This is a genomic window from Streptomyces sp. A 4/2 (assembly GCF_940670765.1).
Lineage (GTDB): Bacteria > Actinomycetota > Actinomycetes > Streptomycetales > Streptomycetaceae > Streptomyces.
This window is the reverse complement of sequence record NZ_CALNVW010000001.1, coordinates 43,181-61,547: the sequence shown is the minus strand read 5'-3', so window position 1 is coordinate 61,547 and position 18,367 is coordinate 43,181. Positions and strand designations below refer to the sequence as shown.

General features: G+C 71.5%; 12 protein-coding genes. 10 read left to right on the top strand and 2 right to left on the bottom strand.

The features are described from left to right. Positions 1-90 precede the first annotated feature (90 nt). Positions 91-1,899 carry a chitinase gene (locus NBY69_RS00245; RefSeq protein WP_250297476.1) on the top strand — a complete coding sequence of 603 codons (1,809 nt, stop codon included), beginning with the start codon at positions 91-93 and terminating at the stop codon, positions 1,897-1,899. Here NBY69_RS00245 and NBY69_RS00240 read toward each other — a convergent pair. Then, complete coding sequence (locus NBY69_RS00240; protein WP_250297475.1) at positions 1,850-2,680, bottom strand: phosphatase PAP2 family protein; 831 nt, start codon at positions 2,678-2,680, stop codon at positions 1,850-1,852. The two genes, NBY69_RS00245 and NBY69_RS00240, sit on opposite strands and share 50 nt — an antisense overlap. Before the next feature lie 103 nt (positions 2,681-2,783). Further along, on the bottom strand, positions 2,784-4,115 hold the full coding sequence (gabT, locus tag NBY69_RS00235) for a 4-aminobutyrate--2-oxoglutarate transaminase (RefSeq protein WP_250297474.1): 1,332 nt from the start codon (positions 4,113-4,115) through the stop codon (positions 2,784-2,786). 225 nt (positions 4,116-4,340) lie between these two features. Here gabT and NBY69_RS00230 point away from each other — a divergent pair, with 225 nt between their 5' ends. From NBY69_RS00230 to ispG, 9 genes are all read left to right on the top strand, one after another. Next, the gene (locus NBY69_RS00230) at positions 4,341-6,713 is read left to right on the top strand and encodes an ATP/GTP-binding protein (protein ID WP_250297473.1); all 2,373 of its coding nucleotides are present in this window, start codon (positions 4,341-4,343) and stop codon (positions 6,711-6,713) included. A gap of 103 nt (positions 6,714-6,816) precedes the next feature. Further along, complete coding sequence (locus NBY69_RS00225) at positions 6,817-8,385, top strand: PucR family transcriptional regulator (RefSeq protein ID WP_250297471.1); 1,569 nt, start codon at positions 6,817-6,819, stop codon at positions 8,383-8,385. A gap of 260 nt (positions 8,386-8,645) precedes the next feature. Continuing rightward, entirely contained in the window at positions 8,646-10,091 is a 1,446-nt protein-coding gene (locus NBY69_RS00220; RefSeq protein WP_250297470.1) for an aldehyde dehydrogenase family protein, read from the top strand. 169 nt (positions 10,092-10,260) lie between these two features. Beyond that, positions 10,261-12,198: an acyl-CoA dehydrogenase family protein gene (locus NBY69_RS00215; protein ID WP_250297468.1), complete on the top strand. Its 1,938-nt coding sequence runs from the start codon at positions 10,261-10,263 to the stop codon at positions 12,196-12,198. 73 nt (positions 12,199-12,271) lie between these two features. Further along, entirely contained in the window at positions 12,272-13,501 is a 1,230-nt protein-coding gene (gene aroA, locus NBY69_RS00210; RefSeq protein ID WP_250297467.1) for a 3-phosphoshikimate 1-carboxyvinyltransferase, read from the top strand. Positions 13,502-13,589: 88 nt separating this feature from the next. Continuing rightward, positions 13,590-14,366, top strand: a complete 777-nt coding sequence (locus tag NBY69_RS00205) for a hypothetical protein (protein WP_250297465.1) — start codon at positions 13,590-13,592, stop codon at positions 14,364-14,366. Between the two features lie 21 nt (positions 14,367-14,387). Continuing rightward, positions 14,388-15,647 carry a 1-deoxy-D-xylulose-5-phosphate reductoisomerase gene (dxr, locus tag NBY69_RS00200; protein WP_250297464.1) on the top strand — a complete coding sequence of 420 codons (1,260 nt, stop codon included), beginning with the start codon at positions 14,388-14,390 and terminating at the stop codon, positions 15,645-15,647. Next, the gene (locus NBY69_RS00195; protein ID WP_250297463.1) at positions 15,644-16,948 is read left to right on the top strand and encodes an RIP metalloprotease; all 1,305 of its coding nucleotides are present in this window, start codon (positions 15,644-15,646) and stop codon (positions 16,946-16,948) included. The genes dxr and NBY69_RS00195 overlap by 4 nt, the downstream gene beginning before the upstream one ends. Before the next feature lie 181 nt (positions 16,949-17,129). Next, entirely contained in the window at positions 17,130-18,284 is a 1,155-nt protein-coding gene (ispG, locus tag NBY69_RS00190; RefSeq protein WP_250297462.1) for a flavodoxin-dependent (E)-4-hydroxy-3-methylbut-2-enyl-diphosphate synthase, read from the top strand. Positions 18,285-18,367: the final 83 nt, after the last annotated feature.

The following is an 18,367-nucleotide window of genomic DNA, read 5'->3' as shown; positions in this document are numbered from 1 at the left end:
GGCACGTGCGGGAAGTCTTGACAGTCCAATTGGTCTGGACCATGTTGAGCGCGCTTCACCACATCAATCCCCCCATGTCCGGAGGCAGTTGTGGAACGCTCAAGACTCCTGGCCGTGCTCGCCACGGCCGCGCTCGCGGCGGGCGGACTCGCCGCGACGGCCCAGGTCTCCCACGCGGCCGACTCGGAACTCGCCGGGAACGGCGGTTTCGAGTCCGGCCTGGACGGCTGGAGCTGTACGGCGGGCAGCGGCGCCGCCGTGAGCTCGCCCGTGCACGGCGGCAGTTCGGCCCTCAAGGCGACCCCGGCCGGTGGGGACGACGCCCAGTGCGCACAGACCGTCACGGTCGCGCCCGACTCGACGTACACACTCAGCGCCTGGGTGCAGGGGAGCTACGTCTATCTCGGCGCCTCCGGCACCGGAACCACCGACGTCTCCACCTGGACCCAGTCGGCGGGCAGCTGGCAACAGCTCAAGACCACCTTCAAGACCGGCGCGAGCACCACATCGGTGCAGATCTACACGCACGGCTGGTACGGCACCCCCGCCTACTACGCCGACGACGTCAGCCTGGTCGGCCCCGGCGGTCCCGCCGTACAGCTCCCGGCCGCTCCCGACGGGCTCAGGACCGGCACCGTCACCGCCACCGGTGTCGGCCTCTCCTGGAACGCGGTGCCCGGGGCGACCGGCTACACGGTCTACCGCGACGGCGCCAAGGCCCTCTCGGTGAGCGGCACTTCGGCCACCGTGAGCGGGCTCACCGCGCAGACCGCGTACAACTTCCAGGTCACCGCGACCAACTCCGCGGGCGAGTCGTCGAAGTCGGCGGCCGTCACCGCCACCACCGGCGCGACGGGCGGAGGCGGCACCGGCGCGGGGGCGCTGCCCGCGCACGCGCTGGTCGGCTATCTCCACTCCAGCTTCGCCAACGGCTCCGGCTACACGAAGATGGCCGACGTCCCGGACTCCTGGGACGTGATCGACCTGGCCTTCGGCGAACCGACGTCGCCCACCTCCGGCGACATCCGCTTCAACCTGTGCCCGGTCACCGAGTGCCCCGGTGTCGAGTCGGCGGACGCCTTCAAGGCCGCCATCAAGGCCAAACAGGCGGCGGGCAAGAAGGTGCTGATCTCCATCGGCGGCCAGAACGGCCAGGTGCAGCTCACCACCACCGCCGCCCGCGACACCTTCGTCTCCTCCGTCTCGAAGATCATCGACGACTACGGACTCGACGGCCTGGACATCGACTTCGAGGGCCACTCGCTCTCCCTGGACACCGGCGACACCGACTTCCGCAACCCGACCACCCCGGTCGTCGTCAACCTGATCTCCGCGCTGAAGACGCTCAAGGCGAAGTACGGCGACACGTTCGTCCTGACCATGGCGCCGGAGACCTTCTTCGTCCAGCTCGGGTACCAGTACTACGGCTCGGGCCCCTTCGGCGGACAGGACCCGAGGGCCGGCGCCTACCTGCCGGTGATCAACGCGCTGCGCGACGACCTGACCCTGCTGCACGTCCAGGACTACAACTCGGGCTCGATCATGGGCCTCGACAACCAGTACCACTCCATGGGCGGCTCGGACTTCCACATCGCCATGACCGACATGCTGCTCACCGGCTTCCCGGTGGCCGGCGACCAGACGAAGATCTTCGCCCCGCTCCGCCCGGACCAGGTGGCCATCGGTCTTCCGGCCTCGACCAACGCGGGCAACGGCTTCACCTCGACGGCCGATGTGAACAAGACGCTCAACTGCCTGACGAAGAAGACCGACTGCGGTTCCTACGCCACCCACGGCAGCTGGCCGGACCTGCGCGGCCTGATGACCTGGTCCATCAACTGGGACCTGTTCAACAAGGAGGAGTTCTCGAAGAACTTCGACGCATACCCGTGGAGCTGATCAGCAGCAGCGCACCGCACAGGCACCAACTGGCCACCACGTCCAGCGGCCAGTGGTAGCCGTGCAGCACCAGACCGGTACTCGTCGCCAGCGTCAGGACGACGGCGGCGGGTACCGGCCAGTTCCGCCGCGTGTACGGCGCCAGCAGCAGGGCCGCTCCGCCGTACGCGACCATCGCGGTCGCCGTGTGACCCGAGGGGAAGTACCCGGTGGACGGGTCGAGCGGTCCCGGCCGCGCCACCCAGAGCTTCAGCGGGACCACCAGGGCGGGCACCGCGGCCATCGCCAGCCCGGCGGCCAGCACGTCGAAACGGCTGCCGCGCCACAGCGCGTACGCCATCGCGGCCACCAGGACCACCACGGCGACCTGCGCGTTGCCCAGGTCCGAGAGGTACGCGCTCAGCCGGCCGGGGCCGGTGCCGACCAGCTGGTGGTCGACGCGCACGTCCAGCCGCAGCAGCGGCCCCGTGGACATGACCTGCCAGGTGATCAGCGCGAAGAGGACCGCACAGCCGAGCGCGGAGAACAGCACACGCCGCAGCGGGGTCCGGGGAGGAAGGGAAGCCGGCCGCCCGGGAACAGGGGGGGTAGTTCCGGGGCGGCCGCCAGGACCGGTGTGCCGCGCGCCCCGGGGGGTGTGGGGCGAGCGGCCATCCGATCGGTGAGGAGACCCGGAGTCCGAAGCTCCGGTGGTGTGCGCGAAGGCACAGCCAGGCGTGAGCTGGGGAGGCCCTTGCCTGGAATCGCTCACAGTCACCTGTGAGCGGGGTGTTTCTCTCATCTGCCGCAACCGTACGGCAGATGCCCCGGGGGCCGACAGACGGAACTCCATCCCGCCATCGGCCCCCCACACGTTCTTCACAGTGCCCGACTGTAGCCGGAGGTCACACGCCTGCGAAGGCCTGTTCCAGCAAGTCGAGACCCTCGTTCAGCAGGTCCTCACCGATGACCAGGGGCGGCAGGAAACGCAGCACGTTCCCGTAGGTGCCACAGGTCAGGACCAGCAGTCCCACGGAGTGGCAAGCCTTGGCCAAAGCTGCGGTCGCCTCCGGGTTCGGGTCCTTGGTGCCGGACTTGACCAGCTCGATCGCGATCATCGCGCCACGGCCGCGGATGTCGCCGACGATGTCGTACTTCTCCTGAACGGCCGCCAGGCGGGTCTTCATGACCTCCTCGATGCGCTTCGCCTTCGCGTTGAGGTCGAGCTCCCGCATCGTCTCGATGGCGCCGAGAGCCGCGGCGCAGGCCACCGGGTTGCCGCCGTACGTACCGCCCAGGCCGCCGGAGTGCGCGGCGTCCATCATCTCGGCGCGGCCGGTCACCGCGGAGAGCGGCAGCCCGCCCGCGATGCCCTTGGCGGTGGTGATCAGGTCCGGGACGATGCCCTCGTCCTCGCACGCGAACCACTGGCCCGTACGGCAGAAACCGGACTGGATCTCGTCGGCCACGAAGACGATGCCGTTGTCCTTGGCGAACTGCGCGACGGCGGGCAGGAAGCCCTTCGCGGGCTCGATGAAGCCGCCCTCGCCGAGCACCGGCTCGATGATGATCGCGGCGACGTTGTCCGCGCCGATCTGCTTCTTGATCATGTCGATGGCCTGGGCGGAGGCCTCGGCTCCGGCGTTCTCCGGGCCGGTCGGCCAGCGGTAGGCGTACGCCACGGGCACCCGGTAGACCTCGGGCGCGAACGGGCCGAAGCCGTTCTTGTACGGCATGTTCTTGGCGGTCAGCGCCATCGTGAGGTTCGTACGGCCGTGGTAGCCGTGGTCGAAGACCACGACGGCCTGCCGCTTGGTGTACGCGCGGGCGATCTTCACCGCGTTCTCGACGGCCTCGGCGCCGGAGTTGAAGAGCGCCGACTTCTTGGCGTGGTCGCCGGGGGTCAGCTCGGCGAGCTGCTCGCAGACCTCGACGTACCCCTCGTACGGCGTGACCATGAAACAGCTGTGGGTGAAGTCGGCGAGCTGCGCGGACGCCCGGCGCACCACGGCCTCGGCGGACGCGCCGACCGAGGTCACGGCGATGCCGGAACCGAAGTCGATCAGCCGGTTGCCGTCGACGTCCTCGATGATGCCGCCGCCCGCGCGGGTCGTGAAGACCGGCAGCACGGAGCCGACACCCGCGGCGACCGCGGCGTTGCGACGGACCTGCAGCTCCTGCGACTTCGGGCCGGGGATGGCGGTGACGACGCGGCGCTCCTGCGGGAGAGCGGACATGGGGGGCTCCTGTGGGACGAAATCGGACGCTTCCTCTTTTCAGCAGGCTAGGGGTGCGCTCCGGGCCGCGGCATGCTCCGTTCGGGAGTGATCGGGGCGTGTCGTTGTCCGTGACGGACATAGGCGCGTGACGGCGCCCGGCAGTGGGCACGTGGCACTAGATTGAGGCGCGAGATCGAGGCGCACCGCACAGGGCAGACCTGGCTGGTACAGGGGGCAGGGGTCATGGACACCGAAGGCACGTACGACGCACGCGGCACCCGGGGGGCCACCCCCTTACCGCGTCCTGCCGGGCCGCCCGTGGTCCCGCCCGCGCCGACCTACGCACCCGCGACCGGCCCGGTGCTCACCGAGTGGCTGGACGCCCCGCGCCATCACGCGGGGCCGGGCGTCTGGGCGTACGGACACGTGGAGCGCCCGCCGGAGTCCGCGCACGTCCCCGGCCGCACCCTGGTCAGCGGCGCGGTGATCTCGCTGCTGGCCTGTGTGCTGGTCTGGTCGTTGTGGCGCAACGGCTACATCCCGTACTGGCGCATCCCGCTGGAACTCTTCACCCCCGGCGACTGGTGGAGCCGCCAGCGGATGGGCGAACCCGCGCCGGAGGGTGCCGTCCGGGCCCTGGAGTTCTACCGGTTCCTGATCGCCGGTGCGCTGCTCTACGGATTCGGCCGGCTGGGGAACTGGCGCGCGCTCTTCGAGCGCACCGTCGACGGCCGGGGGCCGCGCGTCCGCGCGGTGGCCGCGGCGGCCGTCGGGTTCGTCGTCTGGATGTTCGTCTGGGCGGGCACCCTGCCCGGTCTCGACCTGGTCTTCATGCTGCTGCCGCGGCCCTGGCTGACCGGCGGCGGCGACCCGGTCGCGGCGGCGGCCGTGGCGTACACGGTGTACGCGCTGATCACACTCGCCATCGCCTGGCCGTTCGCCAGGCTCGGCCGCTGGGGTTCGCTGCTGCGGACCGCCCGCCACCCGCAGGACCGCCCCGCGCCGCCGCACGCCGCGACCGCGCACCGCGCCGCGCCGGACGCACCTGCCACCGGCCCGGCCGACTGGCCGGAGCTGCGGGCCCAGGGCCTCGTCGAACTCGCCGACCGGCTCTCCGACGAGGTGCGCTCCGGGCGGATGAACGACGTCGACTACACCCGGGTCCGCCGCGCCTGGCGCTCCGTGCAGGCGGATCCCTCCCGGCTCGAATCCTTCACCGACGCGGTGCGCAGGATGGGTTCGGCGGCCTGTGTGCACCCCTCCGGCGCCCGTGACCTGCCGGTGCGTGCGGCCCGGCACGATCTGTTCGAACGCCAGGTCAGGCTCGGCACGGTCGAGCCCGGCGAGCGCAATCCGTACGCCAGGCGCGGCACCGGACTCGCCCTCGACCCCGAACTGCTCGGCACCTCGCTGCTGGCCGTCGGCCCGCCCGGCACCGGGAAGACCCGCCATCTGGTGCGGCCCGTGGTCGAATCGCTGGCCCTCCAGGCGCTCGCGGGCCAGGCCGCCGTCATCGTCGTCGCCGCGGCGGGCACCCAGCTCGGGCCCGACGACGCGTACGACGTGGTGGTCAAGTTCGGCGACCCCGCCTCCGTGTACGACTTCGACCTCTACGGCGGCACCACCGACCCCGACGAGGCCGCGGCCGTACTCGCCGAGGCCTTCACCGGCGACCTCCCCGAGGTGGACAGCAGGCGCGCGTCCACCGCGCTCGCCCAGCTGCTCGGCCCCTACCGCGCGGCCCACGGCCACTTCCCCTCCGTGCCCGAGCTGCGCGAGCTCCTCGACGGAGTGCCCGCGGCGCTCGCCACCCTGCGCGAGGCGCTCGACGCGGGCGGCCACTTCGGCCTCCAGCGCGAACTCGACGCCCGCGCCCGGCAGTCCGGAGCGCCCGGCGATCCCGGACCCGCGCTCGCCGACCGGGTCGCCACCCTCGACCGGCCCGCTTTCGCCGGGTTCTTCGACACCGACGGCAGGTCCAGGCCCTTCTCGCTGCGTTCCCTGGAACACCCCGTCCGGGTCCGGATCGACCTGCCCGAGCGCGGCCACGCCGAGGCCTCGCGGGTGCTCGCACGGCTGGTGCTCGCCCAGTTCACCGCGAGCGCGTCGGTCCGCGCCGACCGCTCGCTCTTCGCCTGCCTCGTCCTCGACGACGCGACCCGTACCGTCACCGCCGACTCGGTCCGCTCCGTCCAGCGGCTGCGCTCCGCCCACGCCGGGGCGGTACTCACCCTGCGCAGTCTCAGCGACGTCCCGGAGGAACTGCACACCGCGCTGCTCGGGGCCGTCGGCTGCCGGATGGCCTTCTCCGGTGTGACCACCTGGGAGGGCCGGTCGTTCGCGGAGGCGTGGGGCACCGAGTGGGTGGAGACCAGGGACGTCACCCAGCGCACGGTCTTCGCAGATCAGCCGCTGACCCGGGCCATCCACTCGTTCAGGAAACTTGTCACAGGGAAGGCGGTGACGACGGACGCGGTGACGGTACGGAAGGTCGAGCGCGAGCGGTGGTCGGCCTCCGACCTGGCACATTCCGTGCCCGCGAGCCACGCGGTGCTGTCCCTGACCACGGTGCGCGGCGAACACGCGCCACCGCTCCTGGTGGATCTGCGCGGCTGATCCGGTACAGCGACTCGTACGCCCTGGCAGAATCGGGGGAGCCGTTCATACGGGACGGCGCACTTCTCACCCGTTCTTCAGCCGAAGGTCCTACGGTCCTGCCATGCCGCCCACGCTCGCCTCGCTCGTCCACCACTCCACGCTCAAACTGACCGTGCGAGCGGGGGAGGGCCGCCTGGACACGCCGGTGCGCTGGGCCCATGTGAGCGAGCTCGCCGACCCCGTTCCGTACATGGAGGGCGGTGAGCTCCTCCTCATCACCGCCATGACGCTGGACACCGAGGACCCGGAGGCGATGCGGCGGTACGTACGACGGCTCGCCAAGGCCGGAGTGGTCGGGCTCGGCTTCGCGGTGGGCGTCCACTACGAGGACATCCCGGCAACTCTGGTCACCGCGGCCGAGGAGGAGGGCCTGCCCCTCCTGGAGGTGCCCCGCCGTACGCCGTTCCTGGCCATCAGCAAGGCGGTCTCGGCGGCCATCGCGGCCGACCAGTACCGCTCGGTGACCGCGGGTTTCGAGGCCCAGCGCGAGCTGACCCGGGCCGCGCTGGGCGGCGACGGCCCCGGCGACCTGCTGGCGCGGCTCGCCTCGCACGTGAACGGCTGGGCCGCGCTGTACGACGCGTCCGGAGCCGTCGTGGCCGCCGCCCCGGAGTGGGCCGCCCGCCGGGCCGCCCGGCTCACCCCCGACGTGGCGCGGCTCGGCGGGCGCCCGGCCCCGGCGAGCGCCGTCGTCGGAGGCTCGGACGACCGCGTCGAACTCCAGTCCCTCGGCACCGGCCGCCGCCCGCACGGCGCGCTCGCCGTGGGCACGGGCGCGCCCCTGGGCACCGCCGAGCGGTACGCCGTGCACTCCGCGGTCGCCCTGCTCACCCTGACCACGGAGCGCTCGCGTGCACTGCGCGCGGCCGAGCAGCGGCTGGGTGCGGCGGTGCTCCGGATGCTGCTGGCCGGGGAGCCCGACCACGCGCGGACGGTCGCCGGGGACCTCTACAACGGTCTGCTGGACGCTCCGTACCGACTCCTCATCGCCGAGGGCGCACCGACCGCTCTCCACGAACTGGCCGAGGCCCTGGAGTCCGGTGCGTCCCGCGCGGGCGAGATGGTGCTCGTGGTCCCCGAGGGCGAACGGCTGGTCGTGCTGGCCGCCGACGCGGGAGCGGCGGTCACGGCCTGCACGGCGTACGCCCGCGGGCTGGAGGCCGACCGCGCTCGTGTGGAGCCCCCGGTCCCCACGGGCGAGGAGAGCGAGGTGGTCGTCGGCCAGTCGGCCCCGGCCGGCACGATCGCCGCGGCCTCCGCGTACCGCCAGGCCGAACAGGCGCTCTCGGTCGCCCGCCGCCGGGGCCGGGTCCTGGTCGAGCACGAGGACCTGGCGGCCGGTTCGGTGGTCCCGCTGCTCGCGGACGACGCGGTACGGGCGTTCGCCGACGGGATGCTGAGGCCGCTGCACGAGCACGACGCGACCGGCCGCGGCGACCTGGTGGCGTCCCTGCGCGCCTGGCTCGCCCACCACGGCCAGTGGGACGCGGCGGCGGCGAACCTCGGGGTGCACCGCCACACGCTGCGCTACCGGATGCGGCGTGTGGAGGAGATCCTGGGGCGGTCGCTGGACGATCCGGACGTACGCATGGAGCTGTGGCTGGCGCTGAAGGCGACCAGCATGCCGTGACCAGCGGTGCCGTGCCCGGCCGACTCGTGCCCGGCCGACCCGCGACCGGCCGAGCCGTGACCAGGCAGGAGGCGGCGGACCCGCGATCGGGGAACGGTCCGTGGTGACGGGGCGGGGCGCAACTCACCGCCCCGCCCTGTCACGCGACATTCCGTCACCCCGCACCGCCCCCACCACTCCACCCCGGACAAACACAACGCCGCTCCGGTACCCCTACCGTTGGAATCAACCACCCACCACCACGGAAGGGCCGGAATCTCATGACTTCCACCCATGCCTTCTGGCTCGCCGGCCGCCAGGCCACCGGCGAGGACACCTTCGACGTCACCTCACCCTGGGACGGCCGGACCGTCGGCACGGTCGCCGTTCCGACCGACGCGCAGGTCGAGGAGGCCGTCGCCGCCGCCCACGCGGTCCGCGACGCATTCGCGGCGACCCCCGCGCACGTACGCGCCGCCGCCCTCGACCACGTCTCGCGCCGCCTGGTCGAGCGCACCGAGGAGATCGCGCAGCTGATCACGGCCGAGAACGGCAAGCCCATCAAGTGGGCCCGCGGCGAGGTCGGCCGGGCCGTCTCGGTGTTCCGGTTCGCCGCCGAGGAGGCCCGCCGCTACAACGGCGGCGAGGCACAGCGCCTGGACACCGACGCCGGTGGCGTGGGCCGCCTCGCGCTGACGCGCCGCTTCCCCCGTGGTGCGGTCCTCGGCATCGCGCCGTTCAACTTCCCGCTCAACCTGTGCGCCCACAAGATCGCCCCGGCGATCGCGGTCGGCGCGCCGATCATCCTCAAGCCCGCCCCGGCGACGCCCCTGTCGGGACTCGTGCTCGGCGAGCTGCTGGCCGAGACCGAGCTGCCCGCGGGCTCCTGGTCGGTCCTCCCGGTGAGCAACGACCGGATGCCCGCCCTCGTCCAGGACGAGCGGCTCCCGGTCATCTCCTTCACGGGTTCCGACAAGGTCGGCTACGCGATCATGGATTCGGTTCCGCGCAAGCACATCACGCTGGAGCTCGGCGGCAACGGCGCGGCCGTCGTCCTCGCCGACTACGCCTCCGAGAAGGACCTCGACCAGGCCGCGTCCCGGATCGCCACCTTCTCGAACTACCAGGGCGGCCAGTCCTGCATCTCGGTGCAGCGGGTGATCGCCGACGCCTCGGTGTACGACCGGCTCGTCCCGAAGATCGTCGCGGCCGTGGCCGCGCAGGGCACCGGCGACCCCGCGGACGCCGCCACCGACGTCGGCCCGCTGGTCAGCGAGGACGCGGCCAGGCGCGTCGAGACCTGGGTGGACGAGGCCGTGAAGGCGGGCGCCCAGCTGCTCGCCGGCGGTACCCGCGACGGCGCCGCCTACGCGCCGACCGTGCTCGCCGACGTACCGGCGGACACCACGGTCGCCCGCGAGGAGATCTTCGGCCCCGTCATGACCCTCACCAGGGTCGACGGGGAGGAAGCGGCGTTCGCCGCCGTCAACGACTCCAAGTACGGCCTGCAGGCGGGCGTGTTCACGCACGACGTGCAGGCGGCGTTCCGCGCCCACAGCGCCCTGGAGGTCGGCGGCGTGATCGTCGGCGACGTCCCGTCGTACCGCGCGGACCAGATGCCCTACGGCGGTGCCAAGCAGTCCGGCGTCGGCCGCGAGGGCGTGCGCTTCGCCATGGAGGACTACACCTACGAGCGGGTCATGGTCTTCACGGGCGTCTCGCTGTGACCGTAGTGACCGCGTGACCTGAACGGACGCAGCTGTTCCCGGCCCGGCCACTCCTCGTACGCGCGAGGGGTGGCCGCAGTGGCAGGAATGGGGTAGATACGGACGAGTAGCACCACCCTGGTCGCAGGCAGGTGTGTCCACCCCACATCCGCGGTGAGGAGTACCCCTCATGACCGCACCACTCGACAAGCCCCGGGTCACCGAGCGTGAAGCGCGCCAGGTCGCCGAGGCCGCGCGGGAGCAGGACTGGCACAAGCCGTCCTTCGCCAAGGAGCTGTTCCTCGGCCGCTTCCGCCTCGACCTGATCCATCCCCATCCGCTGCCCGACGCGGAGGCCGCCCGGCGCGGCGAGGCCTTCCTGGCGAAGCTCCGCGTCTTCTGCGAGACGCGGATCGACGGCGCGCTGATCGAACGCGAGGCGCGGATCCCCGACGAGACGGTCGACGGGCTCAAGAAGCTCGGCGCGCTCGGCATGAAGATCGACACCAAGTACGGCGGTCTCGGCCTCACGCAGGTGTACTACAACCGGGCACTGTCCCTGATCGGTTCGGCCAGCCCGGCCGTCGGCGCGCTGCTCTCCGCGCACCAGTCCATCGGTGTCCCGCAGCCGCTGAAGCAGTTCGGCACCCAGGAGCAGAAGGACACCTTCCTGCCGAGGCTGGCCCGCACCGACATCTCGGCGTTCCTGCTCACCGAGCCGGACGTCGGCTCCGACCCGGCCCGCCTGGCGACCTCGGCGGTCCCGGACGGCGACACGTACGTCCTCGACGGGGTGAAGCTCTGGACGACCAACGGTGTCGTCGCGGATCTGCTCGTCGTGATGGCCCGGGTCCCGAGGACCGAGGACCGCAAGGGCGGCATCACCGCCTTCATCGTCGAGGCGGACTCCCCGGGCATCACCGTCGAGCACCGCAACGCCTTCATGGGCCTGCGCGGCCTGGAGAACGGCGTGACCCGGTTCCACCAGGTCCGGGTCCCCGCCGCGAACCGCATCGGCCCGGAGGGCGCCGGTCTCAAGATCGCCCTCACCACCCTCAACACCGGGCGCCTCTCGCTTCCCGCGATGTGCGTGGGCGCCGGCAAATGGTGTCTGAAAATCGCCCGCGAGTGGTCGGCCGAGCGGGAACAGTGGGGCAGGCCCGTGGCCCGCCACGAGGCGGTCGGCGCCAAGATCTCCTTCATCGCCGCGACCACCTTCGCCCTCGAAGCAGTCGTCGACCTCTCCTCCCAGATGGCCGACGAGGACCGCAACGACATCCGCATCGAGGCCGCGCTCGCCAAGCTCTACGGCTCCGAGATGGGCTGGCGGATGGCGGACGAACTGGTCCAGATCCGCGGCGGCCGGGGCTTCGAGACCGCGGACTCCCTCGCGGCCCGCGGCGAACGGCCCGTCCCCGCCGAGCAGATGCTCAGGGACATGCGCATCAACCGCATCTTCGAGGGCTCGACGGAGATCATGCACCTGCTGATCGCCCGGGAGGCCGTCGACGCCCACCTCTCGGTCGCGGGCGACCTGATCGACCCCGACGCCTCGCTGAAGGACAAGGCACGGGCGGGCGGACAGGCCACCGCGTTCTACGCCCGCTGGCTGCCGAAGCTGGTCGCGGGCCCGGGACAGCTCCCCGGCGCGTACGCCGCGTTCCACCCGCACGGCCACCCGGACCTCTCCGTACACCTGCGCCACGTCGAACGCTCTGCCCGCAAGCTGGCCCGCTCGACCTTCTACGCCATGTCGCGCTGGCAGGGAAAGATGGAGACCAAGCAGGGCTTCCTGGGCCGCATCGTCGACATCGGCGCGGAACTCTTCGCGATGAGCGCGGCCTGCGTACGGGCCGAACTCCTGCGCTCGTCGGACGACCACGGGCGCGAGGCGTACCAACTGGCCGACGTCTTCTGCCGCCAGGCCCGCATCCGGGTGGACGAACTCTTCACCCGGCTCTGGAGCAACACCGACGACCTGGACCGCACGGTGGTCTCGGGGGTCCTGTCCGGTACGTACACCTGGCTGGAACAGGGCATCGTCGACCCCTCCGGCGAAGGCCCCTGGATCGCCGACGCGACCCCGGGACCGTCCACGACGGACAACGTCCACCGCAGAATCCGCTGACCCCCTGCCCGGGGCGGTCCACTGTCCGGACCGCCCCGGCGCCCGGCGCGCACGCACGGCAGAATGTCCGTCCGTGACCGTGATCGAAATCCCCGGCTCCAAGTCCGTCACCGCCCGCGCCCTGTTCCTGGCCGCGGCGGCCGAAGGCACCACCACCCTGCTGCGCCCCCTCGTCTCCGACGACACCGAGGGGTTCGCCGGGGGACTGACCGCACTCGGCTACCAGGTGGACCGCGGCCCGGACGCCTGGCGCGTCGAGGGCCGCCCCGAAGGCCCCGCGGTGGCCGAGGCGCAGGTGTACTGCCGGGACGGCGCCACCACGGCCCGCTTCCTGCCCACCCTCGCGAGTGCGGGCCGCGGCGTCTACCGCTTCGACGCGTCACCGCAGATGCGCCGCCGCCCGCTCGCCCCGCTCACCCGCGCCCTCCAGGAGCTGGGCGTCGACCTGGTGCACGAGGAGGCCGAGGGGCACCACCCGCTGCGGATCGACGCGACGGGCATCAAGGGCGGGGAACTCACCCTCGATGCGGGCCAGTCGTCCCAGTACCTCACCGCGCTGCTGATGCTCGGACCGCTCACCGAAACGGGTCTGCGCATCACCGTCACGGACCTCGTCTCCGCCCCGTACATCGAGATCACCCTCGCGATGATGCGCAGCTTCGGCGTCGAAGTGGTCCGCGAGGGCCAGGTGTTCACGGTTCCGCCCGGCGGCTACCGGGCCACCGAGTACGCCGTCGAGCCGGACGCCTCCACCGCGAGCTACTTCTTCGCCGCGGCGGCCGTCACCGGGCGCAGCGTCACCGTCCCCGGCCTCGGCACCGGCGCGCTCCAGGGCGATCTGCGGTTCGTGGACGTGCTGCGGCGGATGGGCGCCGACGTCCGGACGACCGGGACGGGAACCACCGTCACCGGCCCCGACCGCCTCGGCGGGCTCACGGTCACCATGCGCGACATCTCCGACACCATGCCGACGCTGGCCGCCATCGCCCCCTACGCGGCGTCCCCGGTCCGGATCGAGGACGTCGGCAACACCCGGGTGAAGGAGTGCGACCGGCTGGAGGCGTGCGCGCAGAACCTCCGCGCGCTCGGCATCGACGTCGCCACCGGGCCGGACTGGATCGAGATCCGGCCGGGTGCGCCCCGCCCCGCCCGGATCACCACGCACGGCGACCACCGCATCGTGATGTCGTTCGCGGTCACCGGCCTGGGTACGCCGGGCATCACCTTCGACGACCCCGGCTGCGTACGGAAGACGTTCCCCGGTTTCCACGAGGCGTTCGCGGAGCTTCAGCGCACCTGGTGAGGGGAGCGGGTGCCGATTGCCCGATCGGCCGGACCCGGAGCACTTCCGTGCCCGAGAATCGGACCTTGATCGGAAGCAAGGGGTGACGATGTACCAGACGGAGACCCGGCAGTGGTGCCGCGCGGCTGCTGCCGCGCTCATCACCGTCCTGTGCGCGGGCGCGGTGGCCTGCGGCGGCCAGGACCGCAAGGACGCGAAGTCGGCCGCCGCGAAGCCCGCCGGTGTGCCCGGCCCGCTCAGCAGGGCCCGGCTCACCGCCGCCTCTTTCACGCCGGGCGAGGACGTGGGGTCGTTCACCGCGAGCGAGTACGGTCTCGGCGCCCCCTTCGGCGACGAGTACACCGCCCGGCCCGCCGACTGCCTGCCCCTCGTCAGCCTCAAGGACGCGGGCAGCCGCTACGGCGCCCCGCACGCCGAGGTCAACCGCGAGCTCCGCAGGCCCGGCCGGCTGCTGGGCGAGGACATCGCCGTACAACTGCGGTCGTACGCACACGGGGACGCCGCCCGGGTCATGAAGGCGCTCGCCGTGGCGGGCACCCGGTGCAGGGGCGGCTTCACCGAGGACCGGTCCGTCGTGGAGGCCGGATACCTCAGGACCGAGACGATCCGGTCACCGCGGATCGGCGACGAGGCGAAGGCCTTCCGCCTCACCGTCCGCGAACCCGAGGGGAAGGCGGAGCGCTACGCGTACCTGACCGTCGTACGGTCCGGATCGACCACCCTCTCCTTCCGCTCCGGGGGCGGCTCGGCGGACGACGACGGGGGAGTGCCGGCGGCCGTCGTCGACGAGCAGTGGCAGAAGTTTCTGGCCGCGACCGGCCCGGACACCCCGTCGGCCCGGCCGAACCGGGGCGCACTGTCCTGACGCACAGCAGATGCGGCAACAATGGGGGGCATGAGCGACAGCCCCGTCACCCTCGCCGACCCGCACATCGTCTTCGACCCCACCGAAGGACGCCGGGACATCGTCGTCCTCGGCTCGACCGGGTCCATCGGCACCCAGGCCATCGACCTGGTGCTGCGTAACCCCGACCGCTTCCGTGTGACGGCGCTCTCCGCCGCCGGCGGTCGGGTCACCTTGCTCGCCGAACAGGCCCGCCGGCTGCGCGTCCGTACCGTCGCTGTCGCCCGCGAGGACACCGTGCCCGCGCTGCGCGAGGCACTTGAGGCGGAGTACGGCTCCGAACCGCTCCCGGAGATCCTCGCCGGACCCGAGGCCGCCACCGAACTCGCGGCGTCCGACTGCCACACCGTGCTCAACGGCATCACCGGATCGATCGGGCTGGCGCCCACCCTGGCCGCACTCCGGGCGGGCCGTACGCTCGCCCTCGCCAACAAGGAGTCGCTCATCGTCGGCGGCCCGCTGGTGAAGGCACTCGCCAGGCCCGGCCAGATCATCCCGGTCGACTCCGAGCACGCCGCGCTCTTCCAGGCGCTGGCGGCGGGCAAGCGCGCGGACGTCCGCAAGCTGATCGTCACCGCGTCGGGCGGCCCCTTCCGCGGCCGGACGCGGGCCGAGCTGGCGGACGTCACACCCGATGCCGCGCTCGCGCACCCCACCTGGGCGATGGGCCCGGTGATCACGGTGAACTCCGCGACCCTCGTCAACAAGGGTCTTGAGGTCATCGAGGCGCACCTGCTCTACGACGTGCCGTTCGACCGTATCGAGGTCGTCGTGCACCCCCAGTCGTACGTGCACTCCATGGTGGAGTTCACCGACGGCTCGACGCTCGCCCAGGCCACCCCGCCCGACATGAGCGGCCCGATCGCCGTCGGACTCGGCTGGCCGCAGCGGGTCCCGGACGCGGCCCCCGCCTTCGACTGGTCCAAGGCGTCCAGCTGGGAGTTCTTCCCGCTCGACACCGAGGCCTTCCCGTCCGTCGGGCTCGCCCGCCACGTCGGCTCGCTCGGCGGCACGGCCCCCGCGGTCTTCAACGCGGCGAACGAGGAATGCGTCGACGCCTTCCTGGCCGGAAAACTCCCGTTCAACGGGATCATGGACACGGTCACCGCGGTCGTGACCGAGCACAGCGAGCCGCGTACGGGAACTTCTCTCACGGTCGCGGACGTCCTGCATGCGGAGACCTGGGCACGCGCCCGGTCCCGTGAACTCGCCCAGAAGGCCACAGCGGAGGCTCGCGCATGACCACGATTCTGTTGACGGTCATCGGCATCGTCATTTTTGTGTTCGGGCTGCTCTTCTCGATCGCCTGGCACGAATTGGGCCACCTCTCGACGGCCAAGCTCTTCGGCATCCGCGTACCGCAGTACATGGTCGGCTTCGGCCCGACCATCTGGTCGCGGAAGAAGGGCGACACGGAGTACGGGGTCAAGGCGATCCCGGCCGGCGGCTACATCCGCATGATCGGCATGTTCCCGCCGGGCCCGGACGGCCGGATCGAGTCCCGGTCCACGTCCCCCTGGCGCAGCATGGTCGAGGACGCGCGGTCCGCGGCCTTCGAGGAGCTGGAGGAGGGCGACGAGCAGCGGCTCTTCTACACGCGCAAGCCGTGGAAGCGCGTCATCGTGATGTTCGCGGGCCCCTTCATGAACCTGATCCTGGCGGTCGTGATCTTCGTCGGGGTCGCGATGTCCTTCGGTTTCGAGACCCAGACCACCAAGGTGGCGGGCGTCCAGCAGTGCGTCATCTCGCAGAGCGAGAAGCGCCAGACCTGCCAGAAGGGGGACGCGGTCTCACCCGCCAAGGCCGCCGGGCTCAAGGCGGGCGACAAGATCGTCGCCTTCGACGGCGCGAAGGTCTCCAGCTGGAACGAGTTGTCCGACCACATCCGCGACACCATCGGCCCCGCCACGCTCACGGTCGTACGCGACGGCAAGCAGCAGACCCTGCACGCCGACCTGGCCAAGAACATGGTGGCGAAGAAGGACTCCAACGGGGACGTGATCCCGGACAAGTACGTTCCGGCCGGGTACCTCGGCTTCGCCGCGCTCACCGAGATCAAGCCGCTCTCCTTCGGCGCCTCGGTGGGCCGCATGGGCGACATGGTCGGGAACGGCGTCGACTCGATCATCGCCATGCCGTCCAAGATCCCGGACCTCTGGAACGCGGCCTTCGACGGCGGCGAGCGCAAGGCGGACTCCCCGGTCGGGGTGGTCGGCGCGGCCCGGATCGGCGGTGAGGTGATGACGCTGCACGTACCGGCGCAGAACCAGCTGGCGATGATGCTGTTCCTGCTGGCCGGTTTCAACCTCTCGCTGTTCCTCTTCAACATGCTGCCGCTGCTGCCGCTGGACGGCGGACACATCGCGGGGGCCCTGTGGGAGGCGCTGCGGCGCAATCTGGCCAAGGTCTTCAAGCGGCCGGATCCGGGCCCGTTCGACGTGGCGAAGCTGATGCCCGTCGCCTACGTCGTCGCCGGGGTGTTCATCTGTTTCACCCTGCTCGTCCTGGTCGCCGACATCGTCAACCCGGTCAAAATCACCTGATACCGACCGGAAACGGCCCCGGGCCGGACGTTCCGGGACGGCCGCACACCTTCCGTGTGCGGCCGTCCGCTTTGGGTGGTTCGTGGGCGCGGGTGTTCGTGTGGCGCCCGGGGTGACGTAATCTCGGAGGCCGAAGCCCGGTGATCCGGGACCTCGATCCACCCTTGGGGATGCACTGCGCATGACTGCGATTTCTCTCGGAATGCCGGACGTTCCGACCAAGCTCGCCGACCGGAGGGTCAGCCGCAAGATCCAGGTCGGCACGGTCGCCGTCGGCGGGGACGCACCGGTGTCGGTGCAGTCGATGACGACGACGCGGACCTCGGACATCGGGGCGACGCTCCAGCAGATCGCCGAGCTGACGGCGTCGGGCTGCCAGATCGTACGGGTGGCGTGCCCCACACAGGACGACGCGGACGCCCTGGCCACGATCGCGAAGAAGTCGCAGATCCCCGTCATCGCGGACATCCACTTCCAGCCGAAGTACGTGTTCGCGGCGATCGACGCCGGGTGCGCGGCGGTGCGGGTGAACCCCGGGAACATCAAGCAGTTCGACGACAAGGTGAAGGAGATCGCGCACGCGGCCTCCGACGCCGGCACGCCGATCCGTATCGGGGTCAACGCGGGCTCCCTGGACGCGCGGCTGCTGAAGAAGTACGGAAAGGCCACCCCGGAGGCGCTGGTGGAGTCGGCGCTCTGGGAGGCGTCGCTCTTCGAGGAGCACGGCTTCCGTGACATCAAGATCTCGGTCAAGCACAACGACCCGGTGATCATGGTCAACGCCTACCGGCAGCTCGCCGCGCAGTCGGACTACCCGCTGCACCTCGGGGTGACGGAGGCCGGTCCGGCCTTCCAGGGCACCATCAAGTCCGCCGTCGCGTTCGGTGCGCTGCTCAGCGAGGGCATCGGCGACACGATCCGCGTCTCGCTCTCGGCGCCGCCCGCCGAGGAGGTCAAGGTGGGCATCCAGATCCTGGAGTCCCTGAACCTCAAGCAGCGCCGTCTGGAGATCGTCTCCTGCCCGTCCTGCGGGCGGGCGCAGGTGGACGTGTACAAGCTGGCCGACCAGGTCTCCGCAGGCCTGGAGGGCATGGAAGTACCGCTGCGCGTGGCCGTGATGGGCTGTGTCGTCAATGGTCCGGGTGAGGCACGCGAGGCCGATCTGGGTGTGGCGTCCGGCAACGGCAAGGGCCAGATCTTCGTCAAGGGCGAGGTCATCAAGACCGTCCCCGAGTCGAAGATCGTCGAGACCCTCATCGAAGAGGCCATGAAGATCGCCGAGCAGATGGAGCGGGACGGCATCCCCTCCGGTGAGCCCGAGGTCTCCATCAGCTGATCCGGGTCCGTACCCGGGAAGCCCCGTCCACCAGGTGGACGGGGCTTCTTCCATGCACGGCGCCCGGCCGACACGCCAGGTAC